This is a genomic window from Sorangium sp. So ce302 (assembly GCF_051530145.1).
Classification (GTDB): Bacteria; Myxococcota_A; Polyangia; order Polyangiales; family Polyangiaceae; genus Sorangium; species Sorangium cellulosum_B.
The window spans coordinates 2,994,043-3,008,649 of the sequence record NZ_CP150326.1 but is presented as its reverse complement, the minus strand read 5'-3'; the positions used below and the strand labels follow the sequence as shown (position 1 = coordinate 3,008,649).

At 71.6% G+C, this 14,607-nt stretch carries 9 protein-coding genes; 4 read left to right on the top strand and 5 right to left on the bottom strand.

The window, feature by feature from the left end:
• Positions 1-41: 41 nt before the first annotated feature.
• The 4 genes from WME73_RS11720 to WME73_RS11705 form a co-directional block, all read right to left on the bottom strand.
• A complete protein-coding gene (locus WME73_RS11720; RefSeq protein WP_437915733.1) occupies positions 42-2,672 on the bottom strand; it encodes a VIT and vWA domain-containing protein in 2,631 nt (876 codons plus the stop codon).
• The gene (locus tag WME73_RS11715) at positions 2,669-3,136 is read right to left on the bottom strand and encodes a helix-turn-helix domain-containing protein (protein ID WP_437917380.1); all 468 of its coding nucleotides are present in this window, start codon (positions 3,134-3,136) and stop codon (positions 2,669-2,671) included. The genes WME73_RS11720 and WME73_RS11715 overlap by 4 nt, the downstream gene beginning before the upstream one ends.
• Before the next feature lie 182 nt (positions 3,137-3,318).
• Positions 3,319-5,283, bottom strand: a complete 1,965-nt coding sequence (locus WME73_RS11710) for a hypothetical protein (protein ID WP_437915732.1) — start codon at positions 5,281-5,283, stop codon at positions 3,319-3,321.
• 4 nt (positions 5,284-5,287) lie between these two features.
• Complete coding sequence (locus WME73_RS11705) at positions 5,288-6,172, bottom strand: LysR family transcriptional regulator (protein ID WP_437745543.1); 885 nt, start codon at positions 6,170-6,172, stop codon at positions 5,288-5,290.
• A gap of 98 nt (positions 6,173-6,270) precedes the next feature.
• On the opposite strand from WME73_RS11705, the gene WME73_RS11700 reads away from it, so the two are divergent.
• The 4 genes from WME73_RS11700 (at position 6,271) to WME73_RS11685 (ending at position 11,753) form a co-directional block, all read left to right on the top strand.
• Entirely contained in the window at positions 6,271-8,226 is a 1,956-nt protein-coding gene (locus WME73_RS11700; RefSeq protein WP_437915731.1) for a multicopper oxidase family protein, read from the top strand.
• Positions 8,227-8,300: 74 nt separating this feature from the next.
• Positions 8,301-9,338: an SDR family oxidoreductase gene (locus WME73_RS11695; RefSeq protein ID WP_437917379.1), complete on the top strand. Its 1,038-nt coding sequence runs from the start codon at positions 8,301-8,303 to the stop codon at positions 9,336-9,338.
• 151 nt (positions 9,339-9,489) lie between these two features.
• Positions 9,490-11,277, top strand: a complete 1,788-nt coding sequence (locus WME73_RS11690) for a thiamine pyrophosphate-requiring protein (RefSeq protein ID WP_437915730.1) — start codon at positions 9,490-9,492, stop codon at positions 11,275-11,277.
• A 173-nt stretch (positions 11,278-11,450) separates the two neighbouring features.
• On the top strand, positions 11,451-11,753 hold the full coding sequence (locus tag WME73_RS11685) for a hypothetical protein (RefSeq protein ID WP_437745540.1): 303 nt from the start codon (positions 11,451-11,453) through the stop codon (positions 11,751-11,753).
• Between the two features lie 43 nt (positions 11,754-11,796).
• On the opposite strand, the gene WME73_RS11680 is transcribed toward WME73_RS11685, so the two are convergent.
• Positions 11,797-14,316 (bottom strand): catalase, encoded by a 2,520-nt coding sequence (locus WME73_RS11680; protein WP_437915729.1) that lies wholly within the window; start codon positions 14,314-14,316, stop codon positions 11,797-11,799.
• Positions 14,317-14,607 lie beyond the last annotated feature (291 nt).

Here is a 14,607-nt window from a genome sequence, read left to right as displayed (position 1 = left end):
GGCGCGAGGGCTGCCGCGGCCATCCGGCCGCGGCGAGCCTGTCATGCGCCGTGCAGCTCCTCGACCCTCAGCCTGAGCGCCTCGGCATCGCCGAGCTCGCCCAGCAGCGCGCGCACCGCCTCCGGCGCGGCGGCCGCCACGGCGTCGCGGACCTGCGCCCGCAGCCGCCGGCCGCTCGCGACGAGGTAGGCCGCCGCGAGCGCCGCGGCCACCTCCCCGTCGGCGCCTCCGCGCTGGAGGAGCGACACGGCCAGCGCGCAGAGCGCCTCGACCGCCTTGGCGACCTGGGCGCCGTAGATGGGGTGGGCCGAGTCGACGCCCTGGTCGTGGCACGCCGCGAGGCACAGGGCCGTGCTGGAGAGCCGGCCGAGATCGGTCGAGTCGCCGCGCTCCCAGAGCCCGGACGCGAGCTGCTCCTCGAAGAGGCGCCCGAGGCCGTCCCCCTGGGACGGGCCTCCAGGAGCAGCGCTCGGCGCCGGCGCGACGGCCGGGGCCGGCGGGGGCACGTGGTGCGGCGACGCGGGGCCGCCCGGCGCGGCGGCGGCCGGGGGCGCGACGGCGCCCGCCGCCCGGTCGGCCGAGCCGCGCGCGGCCGCGGCCCCTTCGCTCGGCTGGAAGAGCTGCTTGGCGCGCGCCAGCAGACCGCCCGTGGCGGGCGCCGACCTGGGCGGGGCGGCGGCCGCCATGGGAGCAGGCGCGGAGGCCCTGGATCTCATGACGACGGGGCCGCCCGGGCCGCCCGTCCTGGGGCGGCGCCCGTCCATCGCCATCACCATCATCGCGTCGATCACGGGCCCGGACGCCGCCGGGCCGCGGCGGCTCGACATCCCCCACCCCGCCGGCGCGCTCACCGGCACGGGCCGCGCCTCGGGTTGCCCGTGGGCGCGCCGGTCGCCCGTCCGCCGCTCGATCACCACGAACGACGCGTGCTTCGACGCCACCCGGTGCCGGACCGCGAGGTCCACGATGCGCTTTCGCATCGCCTCGGCGCGCTTGCCGGAGAGCCCCCGCTCCGACTCCTCGAGCTCCCGCACCCGCGCGCCCGCCCACAGCGCCTCGAGGCCGGGCCGCGACGCCTCCGCCGCGAGCTCGACCGGCACCTCGACGAGGAAGCGCTCCCCGCGCAGGATCCCGCGGAGCGAGAGCCGCCCCATCCCCGGCTGACCGTAGCGGCCGTAGAGCACCCACGGCTCGCCGTCGACGAGCGCGGGGCGCTCGGCCGGCGCGAGCTCGCCGACGTCGATCCCCTCGAAGCGCGCCTCCAGCCCGGTGACCCGGACCGCCGTCGCCCGCGCGAACTGGGCCGTGACCTTCTCGTCGATGCGCTCGCCCGGATGGATGAACTCCGCTGCGCCCTCCGTCCGGCGCGCGAGATCGCTCACCAGCACATCGCTCACGTTCGTGCCGATGCCGAACGCGTAGATCCGCACCCCCTTGCCCCGCTGCACGACATGATCGACGATCTGCGCCTCGTTGCCCACCTGACCGTCCGTCAGCAGCACGACCACGCGGTCTCGCTCCGCGTCGCCGAGCATGCCCACGGCCGCGAGCAGCGGATTCAGCATCTCCGTCCCGCCGTCCGCGCGCAGGCCCTCGACGAACGCGTCCGCGGCCTTCAGGGTCGCCTGCGTGAACGGGGCGAGCGACGGATCGAGCGCCCGGAAATCGCTGGAGAACGCGATCACGCCGAGCCGATCCCCCTCGGCGAGGTGGCGGAGGCACAGCCGGAGCGCGCGCTTCGCCTGGTCGAGCGACTCGCCCTGCATCGATCCCGACACGTCGACGACGAACACGACGTCGCGCCGGGAGGACGCCCGCTTCGCGTGTGCATGCGTGTCGAAGAGGTCCGGCACCACGGTGAGGGCGAAGGTCCCCTCCTGGCCTTTGGTCCTGTCGCACACAACGCCTGCCTGCACGCCCGGCGCGCCCGCCGCGAGCAGCACGATGTCCCGATCGAGCGCGGCCTTGTCGTTCCGGAGCGAGACCCGCTGGCGATACCCCTCTTCGCGGCGCACCGAGAGCGCGTGCGAGGGGCTCTCGATCGCGACGTCGCGCCCGAGATCGAAGACGATATCCACGGTGATCCCGTAGTCGACCCGCGCGATCTCGGGGGAGATGCGGTCGGCATCGGGCACGTCGCCCGTGGGCTCCTGGACGCCGTGCGCGGTCCGGTCGCCCCCGATCGCGCCGGGGATGTAGCGGGGCGCGACGAGGGTCGGGATCATGAGCCGCAGCGCCCCCTCGTCGGCCGTGAGCGCCTGCACGAACGTGACCTCGACGACCGTCTCCTCCCCCGGCAGGAGGTTGCCGACGCTCGCCGTGAACACGTTGCGCCGCTCCTCTTCGAGCAGCGCCGCGCCGTGGCCGGTGGCGATGGCCTCGTCGTAGGCCTGGAACGCCTCTTCGCGCTCCTTGACCTCCCCCTCGAGCCTGCGGCCGGCGCACTCCATGGCGAACCCGGCGATGCTCGCCTCGCCCGGGAGCGGGAAGGTGTAGATCGCCTCGATCGGCCGGCGCTCCTCGTTCCGGTAGCGCTGCCGCACGACGAGCCGCGCCGCGCCGCCGAGGACCTCGCCCGAGAGGGAGACGCCGAGCAGCGGGACCGGGTGGCCCTCGGAGGTGCGAAGACACGACATCGGCGACGGGTGCGAAGGATCGTGGGAGGGGTTCATCGCGAGCCTTTCGGGGCAAGGGTTGTGTAACGAGACTCGATATCGAGGGCGATGCGCCGCGAGGGCTCCGGGGCGTCGGTCCGCACGTGGAGCTCCACCCCGTCGGCGATCTCGACCCGCTCCCAGCGCGCGCCGCGCGGCGCGCCGGCGTCGAGGGGCGGCGCCGCGGCGGCCTCCTCCGGCCCGGCGCAGCGCGCCTCCAGAGCGCGCGGCGGCGCCCCCGCGGCGATGCGCTCGATCTCGTCGAGGCCCGCGCCCGCGAGGCGCGCCTGGATCTCCTCGAGCGGCAAGTGCGCCTGCTGGAGGACCTTGATGGCGCGGAGCCGCGCGAGGTGCTCTCGCCCGTAGGAGGTGTCCTTCCCGCGGAACTCCGGCGCCGGAAGGAGGCCGCGCTGCACGTAGTACCGCACCGTGCGCGGCGCCACCCCCGCCTCGCCCGCGAGCTCGTCGAGCTTGTACGTCATCACGAGGAGCATCCTACATCGATACACTACAACTGTCAAGTATACAGTTCCAGTTCGCCTGCGCCCCATGCATCTTCAGCAGAAAATTGAACAGGGAGACGGGGAGGCGGGGAGAGCTGGGATTTTACTCCTCGTCTCCTCGTCTCCCTGTGAATTTTCCCGAACAAATTCGAGAAGATGCTTCAGAGCAGGTACTTGACCGCGAATCCGAACTCGATGAACCCGAGCCCAGCCGGGTCCGAGACGACATCGTCCTTCTTGTTCCAGAGGAACTTGTAGCGATAGCAGGTGCCGTCGCACCCCTCCTGATCCTTCTTCTTGAAGGGCGCCGAAAGGCGCAGGGAAGCGCCGCCGGAGACGACGAGGTGCTTCGAGAGGGCAGGCACGCCGACCATCGCCTCGATCCGAGGGGTCACCGCGTTCAGGAGGACACGGCCCGAATCCTCGTACTCGACCGCCTCCGAGCGCCGGAGCGCGAGCTCGCTCAGCGGGGCGAGGAGGTCGATGAAGGAGGGTTGGAGGGCGAAATAATAGGCATCCGTATAACGCACGACGCCGCGCAGGTTGAGGGTGTTCGCCGACGGCACGATCCTCGGTGATCCGCCCTCGCCGTCGATGTAGCTCGGGCTCCACGACACGCGCAGCGCCATGTCGGGCCTGTAGAAGGCGTGACCCCACGGGCGATCCATGCCGCCCCCCGTGCCCAGCTCCCGGAGCACCTCGACGGACGCCTCCCGGAACGCGGCCCGGTCGGCGTCCGAAGGAATCTTGTCGTCGACCGTCGCGAGGACGTAGACGATGACCGCCTCGGCGAAGCGCCGGTAGATCTCGACCTGATCCCCCTCGCCTCCGGGCCGCGAGGAGAAGAACGTCCTGATCGCGCGGCTCGCGGCCTCCCCGTACTCGCCCTGGCTGGCGAGCCGGATCGCCGGCCAGAGGTCCGCCTGGAGGTCGCCGATCTTCGTCAGCGCCGAGGACTGTCGCTCGATCTGGGCGCAGATCTGGCCGATCAGGTCCTTGTCACAGAGATCGCGGAGCGCGCCGCCGGCGGCGCCGATGACGTTCACGAAGCTCACGAGATCGAGGTTGTTCGCGCCGCCCCGCGTGCCGATGTTCCACTGGACCCGGAGGCGCTCGAGGTTGCTCAACCTCGAGCGCAGCTCCCGGGCACGAGCGGCTGCGTCTGCCTCGGCGGCGCCCGGCGCGACGGACAAGAGGACAGGGATGATCTCGTCGAGCTTCTTGCCGCCGCGCAGGACGTCTCTCGTGACCAGGACCGCCTCGTCCAGGAGTCTTCTCCTCACGGCGTCGTCCGTCACCTCGAGGGCCTTCGCGGCGGTCGCCCCGACCACGACGGCGGCTGCCCTGATGAAGTGCTCCTCCGCCAGGGCGTCTTTCCTCTGGAGAATCGCGCGAACGGCGAACGCGAGCTCACAGGCGTAGCTGGTCCCTGACGCTGCGCTCGCGCCGCAGTCCTTCTCGAGCGGCGACGGCGCGCCTGCGTCGGTGACGCCCGACGCGAGATCCTCCTTGAGCACGGAGACACAGGTGTTCAACGACCGCGGGTCGAGCTTGGTCCACGTCAGCTTGCTGGCCGCCGCGCGCTCGGCGCGAGCGTCGTCGGCGCTCGCGAACTTGTGCAGGAGCTCGATGCTCTGTGTACCCTGCGGCTTTCTTATCTGGCCCTCGTTCGACGTCAGCCCGACATAGACCATGTGCCCCGCGAAGCCCGCGACCTCGTCCGTGACGCTCGTCCGGATCGCGCTGAACTGCCGCCGGAAGACCCGCTGGAGCGTGAGAGGGAAATAGGTGAGGATCGGGAACCCCCTCCTCAGAATGGGCCTTAGCTCGTCGCGCCGCTTCTCGAGCGCGTCCTTCTCCGGGCCCGCCGCCGCGTCTTCGAGCTTGTCGACGATCCCTGCGTATTCTCGCAGGTGGTGATCCGCGCTCGCCAGGCGCGCCGTCTGGCATACCAGGTTGGGGGCGACCGCCTCGGCGACCTCCCGCTGGATCAGATCCTCGATGACGTCCCTCACGTCCTCGTAGACCGCGTCAGCGATCTGCGCGCGCGCCGTTCCCGCAAAGCCGGTCACCGCCATCGCAGCGGCCGCGCACGAGATCGCGATCTTCCGGTGGTGTCTCGCCATGGCGCTACAGCTTCCCGAGCGACGCGCGCACGTGCTGGATGAACACCTTGATCTTCGGTATCTCCGACAGCGCCCCCGGGACGCTGAGCCGCACGGGCCGCTCCTGCCCGACCACGTCGGGCAGGACCGGCACGAGCGCGTCCGGCCCCACGTCCGGGTCGGGCACGAGCGCGTCGGGGACGAGGCCGATGCCCAGGCCGGAGATGCAGCAGTGCCGGATGAAGTGGATGTCCGTCGCGATGAGGGCCGGCTCCACGGTGAAGGGCGCGCCCCGCCATGTCCGCCAGGTGCGCGCGTCCTCGCCCGGGGCCTGCCACGCGAACAGCTCATGGTGCTTCAGATCGTCGATCGTCTGCGGCGTGCCGCGCCGCTCCAGGTACGCGCGGCTGGCGATGAGCCACTCGCGGACGCGCAGGACGACGTGAGATATCCAGTGTCCGCTCGGCGCGTCCTCGCCGAAGTGGACAGCGATGTCGATGTCCGTGAGCGCCTCCCCCAGCGGATCGTTGCTGAAGCGGCAGTGGACGTGGAGCCTCGGATACGCGCTGCGAACGGCGGCGAAGAGCGGCGTCATCATGTGCGGCGGCAGCCCCACGGGCAGGATGACCCGCAGGGTGCCCGAGGGCGCGTCGCCCACCTCCCGGATCGAGGCCAGGAGCGCGGCGGCCTCCTGCACCATGCCGCGCCCCTTCCGGGCGAGCACCTGCCCGGCCTCGGTCGGCACGACGCCGTTCCGCACGCTCTCGAGCAGGAGGACGCCGGCGCGCGCCTCCAGCGACGCGACCTGACGCCGCAGCGTCGTGCGCGACGAGCCGAGCGCGCGCGCCGCGCCAAGGAAGGAGCCGGCCTCGACCACGGCGAGGAAGGCGCGAAGCTCTTCGAGATCCATACACCCTGCCACTGTCCGCATTCTAGCCAGGGGTGACCGTCTTCGGCCATCCACATGCGGCGCCGCTCGATAGTGTCGCGAAAGGAGGAGACAAGTCGATGGCACGAGACGATTCGCACGCGCTCACGCGCACAGGCTCGCTCGCGGCGCTGGCCCTCTCCCTCGCGGCGCCCGCAGGCTGCGGCGGAGGCGAGGAGACGAGCACGACGAGCACGACGCCGCAGACGACGTCCACGTACGAGGACCCCCCCGAGCTCCAGCCGGGCGCGGATGGAGCGTACGAGCTGCGTTTCGGCCCGAGCGAGGTCGAGATCGACGGGCGGCGGTTCTGTCTCCGTGCGTACAACGGAATGACGAGCGGCCCGACGATCCGCATTCCGAAGGGCGAGGATCGCAAGGTCCACGTGAACCTGCACAACGACTTCACGAAGAGCGACTTCCGCGAGATCGCGAGCATGATGGGCCATGGCAACAGGTCGTGCCACGACTTCAACCTGACGAACTTGCACGGCCACGGCCTGCACGTGCAGCCCAACTTCGCGACGGACGATCCCGCGGACCCGTGCGAGGGGGACGGCTGCGCGCCCGAGGGGAGGTATTTCGGCGACCACGTGCTGCACGAGGTGGGGCCGGGCGAGAGCGCCCGGTACCGCTGGGACCTGGACGAGGACGGGATCCACCACGAGGGCACCGACTGGTACCACCCTCACATCCATGGCTCCACGGCCATCCAGGTCATGGATGGGGCCGCCGGGGCGCTCCTCATCGAGGGCGCGCTCGACGAGCTGCCCGGCATCGCCAGGGCCAGAGAGCGGGTGATGGTCATGACGCAGGTGCCCATCGATCACGCGAACACGGTGCCCTTGAAGGAGGGAGAGGCCTGCACCGAGGACAACCTGTCGGTGACCGACTTCCTCGCGGTCGAGTCGCTCCGGGCCACGCTGATCAACGGCAAGCTCAGGCCGCGGCTCACGACGCCGCCCGGGCAGGTGGAGCGCTGGCGCATGGTCTACGCGGGCAGCCCGGACGAGATGGGGATGAAGCTCCACGCCGCGAAGGACGCCTCGTGCTCCGATTTCGACAAGGCGCCCATCGAGACGACGCAGATCGCGCGCGACGGGCTGACGCTGCCGCAGCTCTACAGGAGCGACACGGTGTGGGTCTCCCCCGGGTACCGCGCCGACGTGATGGTGAAGATGCCTGAAGGCAAGCAGACGCTCTGCCTCGTCGGGCGACGGCCGAACGATCTCCTGGGGAGCGTGATCGCGATCGTCGACGTGGATCCGAGCGCGGGCGAGCCGACCGAGGTGAACCTGCCCGCGGAGGCGGACGTGGCCGCGCTCGCGCCGCCCACCTCGTGGACCGGCACGGTCGACGGCGAAGAGATGGAGGTGAGCTGCGATTCGGTCGAGGCCGTGCACCAGAAGGTGGTGCTCCTCGTGCCCACGCCGGGGAGCCAGCCGCCCGATCTCAGCAGCGATGTGGCGCTCATGTCCTGTGACCCGGGAGAGCACCCGCACGAGGTCGATCCGGACGCGCCGGTGTGCATCTGCCCGGATCCGAACATCAGCTGCCGCAAGTTCGACGAGCGGCGCGCCCGCGGCTACCGGAGCGATCGGGTCATGACCGTCGGGAGCCCGGAGCGGTGGGAGATCCGCGCGTTCGACGGGCACCCGTTCCATATCCACATCAACCCGTTCCTTGTGTGCCCCAACAAATCGAACAAGGAGCCCAACTTCGCCCACTGGCGAGACACGATGTGGGTCCAGGTCGAGGACGGGCCGCGCGACGTGATCATGAACCCCAGGAAGTTCACAGGCCAGTTCGTGGCGCACTGCCACAAGCTGAACCACGAGGACGAAGGGATGATGGAGCTCGTGGAGATCTGCGACCCGGGAGATGAGGAGTGCCTGTGTCAGGGGACGGACGAGAGCGGCGCGTGCATCTCCCAGGCAGGGTGTCAGCCGGACGATCTCGCGTGCCAGTTCGCGAAGACGGCGACCGACGCGTACCCGGCGCCGCCGCCGCCGAACCTCGAGCTCTGCGGCCCGTGAGCTCGCGCCGATGCGCCGCGCCGGGTGGCATTCACGTTGCCTGACGCCGCGGGCGAGGTGGGTGCACGATGGGAATGGACGGTGCCGGGCGGCCAGAGGTCGTGGTGATCACGGGGGCGTCGGCGGGCGTGGGGCGCGCGACGGTGAGGCGGTTCGCGCGCGAAGGCGCTCGCATCGGGCTCGTCGCGCGCGGGCTCGACGGGCTCGAGGGGGCGCGGCGCGAGGCAGAGGACGCCGGGGCGAGCGCGCTCGTCCTGCCGACCGACGTCGCCGATTTCGCGCAGGTCGAGGCCGCGGCCCGAGCGGTCGAGGAGCGCTTCGGCCCGATCGACGCCTGGATCAACGTCGCGATGACGTCGGTCTTCTCGCCCGTGAAGGAGACGCGAGCGGAGGAGTACGAGCGCGTCACGAAGGTCAACTACCTCGGATATGTGCACGGGACGCTCGCGGCGCTCGCGCGGATGCTCCCCCGCGATCACGGCACGATCGTTCAGGCGAGCTCCGCGCTCGCTCACCGGAGCATCCCGCTCCAGTCGGCCTACTGCGCGTCCAAGCACGCGATCGTGGGCTTCACCGAGTCGCTGCGCAGCGAGCTGATCCACGACAGGAGCCGCGTGCGCGTGAGCATGGTGCACCTGCCGGCGATGAACACGCCGCAGTTCCTCTGGTCGAAGTCGCGCCTCCCCCGGAAGCCACAGCCGGTCCCGCCGATCTTTCAGCCCGAGGTGGCCGCCGACGCGCTCTACTGGGCCGCGCGCCACGACCGCCGCGACGTCACGGTCGGCTTCCCGACGGTCAAGGCGATCTGGGGGAACCGCGTGATCCCCGGGCTGCTCGATCGATGGCTCGCCCGGGTCGGGTACACGCGGCAGCTGACCGACGAGCCCGCCGATCCCGATCGCGTCGACAACCTGTGGGCGCCTGTGCCGGGCGATTTCGGCGCCCACGGCCCGTTCGACCGGCGCGCGAAGCCCTCGAGCCTGGAGCTCTGGCTCGACCTCCATCGCGGGTCGCTCGGCGCCCTCGCGCTGTGCGCGGCGGCCCTGATCGGGTTCGGCGCGCGCGGCGTCGCCGCGCGGCGCGCGAGCCCATGGCGGCGCCTCCTCACGTGAGCGAAGCGCCGCCCTGCCTGCCTGCGCCCGCGCGCATAGCGCACGCTCGCACGCGCAGCCGCGGCACGCAGCGCGCGGCGCCGCGAGGCGGCACGTTTGTCGCACGGCGCGCAGGGTCGAGCTCACGTACGAGCTCGGACTGGGGGAAATCATGGCCCAGACCGTCGGCGAGTTCCTGCTGAGGCGCCTCGTCGCGTGGGGTGTCCGGCGCGTCTATGCCTATCCAGGCGACGGCATCAACGGGATCGTCGGGGCGTTCCACCGCGTTCCGGACCTCCGGTTCATCCAGGTGCGGCACGAGGAGATGGCCGCGTTCATGGCGTGCGCCCACGCGAAGTTCACCGGCGAGGTCGGCGTGTGCCTGGCGACCTCGGGGCCCGGCGCCATCCACCTCCTGAACGGGCTCTACGACGCGAAGCTCGACCACCAGCCGGTCGTGGCCATCGTCGGCCAGCAGGACCGCGCCGCGCTCGGCGGGCACTACCAGCAGGAGGTCGATCTCCTGACGCTCTTCAAGGACGTCGCGCACGAGTACGTGCAGATGGCGTCCTCTCCCATGCAGATCCGCCACCTCATCGACCGCGCGATGCGCATCGCCAGGGCGGAGCGCACCGTGACGTGCGTCATCGTCCCGAAGGACGTCCAAGAGCTCGACGCCGTCGAGCAGCCCCCGCACGCGCACGGCACCGTGCACTCCGGCATCGGCTACGCCTCGCCGCGCGTGGTGCCGAAGGAGGAGGACCTGCGGCGCGCGGCCGACGTGCTGAACGCCGGCAAGCGGGTCGCGATGCTGATCGGCCAGGGCGCGCTCGGGGCCGCGCCGGAGATCGTGCGCGCCGCCGAGATCCTCGGGTGCGGCGTCGCGAAGGCGCTGCTCGGCAAGGCGGCGCTCCCCGACGACCTGCCCTGGGTGACCGGCGCGATCGGCCTGCTCGGCACCAAGCCGAGCTGGGAGATGATGGCCAACTGCGACACGCTCTTCATGGTCGGCTCGAACTTCCCCTACCCGGAGTTCCTGCCGGAGGAGGGCAAGGCGCGCGGCGTCCAGATCGACATCGACGGCCGGATGCTCGGCCTGCGCTACCCGATGGAGGTCAACCTGATCGGCGACAGCGCCGAGACGCTGCGGGCGCTCATCCCCTACCTCAAGCTCAAGACGGACCGGTCGTGGCGGCGCAAGCTCGAGGAGAGCGTCGCCGACTGGTGGAAGGTGCTCGAGGCGCGGGCGATGAACGACGCCGATCCGCTGAACCCGCAGCGCGTCTACTGGGAGCTCTCGCCGCGGCTGCCCGACGGCTGCATCCTGACCGCCGACTCCGGCTCGTCGGCGAACTGGTACGCGCGCGACATCAAGATCCGGGCGGGGATGATGGCCTCGCTCTCGGGGACGCTGGCGACGATGGGGCCCGCGATGCCGTACGCGGTCGCGGCGAAGTTCGCCTTCCCCGACCGCCCGGTCGTGGCGATGGTCGGCGACGGCGCGATGCAGATGAACGGCATCAACACGCTCATCACCGTCGCGAAGTACTGGCGCGAGTGGAAGGACCCGCGCCTCGTCGTGCTGGTGCTCAACAACCGCGACCTGAACCTGGTCACCTGGGAGCTGCGCGCCATGAGCGGCGATCCCAAGCTCGAGGCGTCCCAGACGCTGCCGGACTTCCCGTACGCGGCCTACGCCGAGGCGCTCGGGCTGCGCGGCGTGCGGATCGATCGCCCGGACCAGGTCGCGCGCACGTGGGACGAGGCCTTCCGGGTCGACCGGCCGGTGGTGGTGGAGGCGATCACCGACCCGGAGGTCCCGCCGCTGCCGCCGCACATCACCCTGAAGCAGGCCACGATGCTCACGTCGGCGCTGCTCCGGGGCGACCCGGGCGGGCGCGGGGTCATCCGCCAGGCGTACCGCGACATGATCGAGAGCTGGATCCCGCACCGGGGCTGACGGAGCGCGCCGGCCGGCCCCGAGGCGGAGACGCTCGCGGACGAGCTCTCGCGCATGATCGACGGCGAGGTCCGCGTCGCCGCGGGCGTCCGGGCGCTCCACGCGACCGACGCGTCGAACCGGCGAGCGCGCTGGTGCACCGATGGGGAACGGCGATTGCAAATGCAGCGCCCATGGAACCATCCGGTGTGATCCGGTTCGATCTGGAGAGGGTCTCCCGCTCCCTCGGCGAGCGCGGTCATGTTCGCGCCGAAGCCGTTCCCGCGGCGCCGTCAGGCCTCGCCGAGCCGATCGAGCGCAGCGAGGAGCGGCTCGCGTGCGATCGGGTCACGGCGAAGGCGAACCTGCGCGTCATCGAGGGCGGCGCCGCGCCCACGGCCCGGCGCCTCGCCGCCGCCGCGGCCGTCGCGCTCGCCCTGGGGACCGCCGCGGCCGTGGCGGCGCGCGCACGTCGCGAACGCCGGCGCCTCTGGTGAGGGGCACGAGGCCCAGACGAGGTCAGGGAGCGCTGAGCCGCGGTCACACCGCCGGCGGCTCGGTCTGGCGTTGCCACGCGCGGTGCATGGCGATCGCCTTGACGAACGCCGGCGCCGCCGCGGCCACCGCGTCGTCCGGCAGGACGAGCAGGCCCGGGTCGGCCCCCGCGGCGGCCTTCATGCCGGCGGCCTCGGCGAGCGGCGCGGCCGACGCTGGCACGAGCAGCGGCTTGCAGTGGCGGTACTGGAGCTGGACGAACTCGACCGCGAGCCAGTCGCGCGCCAGCGCCGCCGCGCCCCTGCCGGGCAGCAGCGCCGCGGCGTCGAAGAGGACGCTCGGGGCCGCCTCGACCGTGACCTCGACCGGCAGCTCGTCGCCCTCGGCGGTGCGCACCACCCCGAGGCGCGCGCCGACGTAGCGGGGCACCGCGCCCGCCAACAGCAGCGCCTCGTAGAGCGCGCCCGCCTCCGCCCCGCTCACGCCGTCGGCGACGAGGAGCGCGACGCGGCGGCCGAGGATGCGGCCGTCGCCGGGCCGGGCGAACAGCGACAGGGCCGGTGATACCGCGACTTCGGGGTCCTTGACGGGCGGCGCCACGATCGAGAGCGGCTCGGGGAGCGCCATGCCGAGGTCGGCCGCAACCTGCGCGGCAAGCCCCTCGTCGACGTTCCGCAGCATCCGGACCATGCGCTCGCGGATGGCTTGCGTCTGTACGCGCGTCAGCTCGAAGCGGAAGGCGCGCGCGATGTGCGCGCGCTCGACGGGCGTCTGGCTCGCCCAGAAGAGGCGCGCCTGCGTGTAGTGGTCCGCGAACTTCTCGGGCTTCGCGCGGAGCTTGCTCGGCTCGGTCGCGGCCTGCTGCGCCAGGAGCCGCTCGGCGACCGAGGCGAAGCCGCGCGCGCCGGCCTGGAACGGGCAGCCACCGGCGAGCGAGTTGGGCTCATAGTTCACGCGGCCGCGGTTGATCGCCTGGCGATGGAACCCGTCGCGCTGGTTGTTGTGCACCTCGGCGACCGGCGCGTTGATCGGGATCTCGTGGAAGTTCGGCCCGCCGAGGCGCGAGAGCTGCGTGTCGAGGTACGAGAAGTTGCGCCCCTGGAGCAGCGGGTCGTTCGTGAAGTCGATGCCGGGCACGATGTGCTGCGTGCAGAACGCGACCTGCTCCGTCTCGGCGAAGAAGTTGTCCGGGTTGCGGTTCAAGACGAGCCGGCCGACGGTGCGCAGGGGCGCGAGCTCCTCCGGCACGATCTTGGTCGCGTCGAGCACGTCGAAGCTCCACCGCTCGGCCTCGGCCTCCGTGAACGTCTGGATCTGCAAGAGGTACTCGGGGAGCGCGCCGCCCTCGATGGCCTCCCACAGATCGCGGCGGTGGAAGTCGGGGTCGGCGCCCGCGATCTTCACCGCCTCGTCCCAGTCGAGCGAGTGCGTGCCGAGCACGGGTGTCCAGTGGAACTTCACGAGCGTCGCCTCGCCGGCCGCGTTGACGAGCCGGAAGGTGTGCACGCCGAAGCCCTGCATCGTCCGGAAGCTGCGCGGGATCGCCCGGTCGCTCATCTGCCACATGACCATGTGCATCGACTCGGGCATGAGCGAGATGAAGTCCCAGAAGGTGTCGTGCGCGCTCGACGCCTGCGGCATCTGGTGGTGCGGCTCGGGTTTGACGGCGTGCACCACGTCGGGGAACTTCATCGCGTCCTGGATGAAGAAGACAGGGATGTTGTTGCCGACCAGATCCCAGTTGCCCTCTTCGGTGTAGAACTTCACGGCGAAGCCACGCACGTCGCGCACCGTATCGGCGCTGCCGCGCTCGCCCGCCACGGTCGAGAAGCGAACGAAGACCGGCGTCCGCTTGCCGACCTTGGCGAAGGGCGCGGCCTTGGTGAGCGAGGTGATGTCCTCGGTGCACTCGAAGTAGCCGTGCGCGCCCGAGCCGCGCGCGTGCACCACGCGCTCGGGGATGCGCTCGTGATCGAAGTGCGTGATCTTCTCGCGCAGGATGAAGTCCTCGAGCAGCGTCGGGCCGCGCAGCCCCGCGCGCAGCGAGTTCTGGTTGTCGCCGACGGGCACGCCCTGGTTCGTCGTCAGCGCCCGACCGAGCGAGTCGACCCGATGCTTCTGCAGAGGCCCCTGGTTCGGATTGGCGCCCGGCGCCGCCTTGGCGCCGTTCTTCTCGGACTCGTTGCTCTCGGTGATCGTGCTCGCGGTCGCGTCGAGGTTCTCGGGCTTCGCCGTGGCACCTTGCGGCGGCTGTGGCATTTTGCCGCGTAGCGCGTACTCGGCGCCTTTGTTCACGTTCTCGGGGATCGCGGCGACGAGCGCTTCGGTGGCGTCGACCTTCGCGTCGAGGCGGTCGGCTGCCGCCGCGTGGCGCACCCGGGCGTCCTCACTGCTCGTCCCGCTACCGAGCGCGGTCGCCGCGCGCTCGAGGAGGCTGCGTTTCGTCCGTGCCGCCCGCGGCTTCGCCGACGGGCCGCCCATCGATTGCTTCGCGCTGCCCGCGCCCTTCTCGGTCGGCGCCGGCTCACTGGACGACGGCTTCGCGGGGTCTTTGCGTTCGGTCATGAGATGTCCTCCCGGAGAGCCGGGGTTTCAGCAAAGGGCGCACCAACACGCGAGCTTCAAGCAAGCGCGAGCGACCGACGCACGGCCGAGCCCGTTATGGCGCCTCGGTCGGCCCGCCGCGACCTGGTGGGGCGTCGCCGTGCCGCCGGCCGCGGGCGCAGACGGGGCGCGCGTGAGCCCGAGTTCCTCCGACCGGAAGGCGCGCCGGAACTGCCCGCGACCCGCGGCATCCAGGCGCGGCACGAGTACTACGTCGTGCTGGTGAGGCTGCGCGAGCTGCCCCACCTCTTG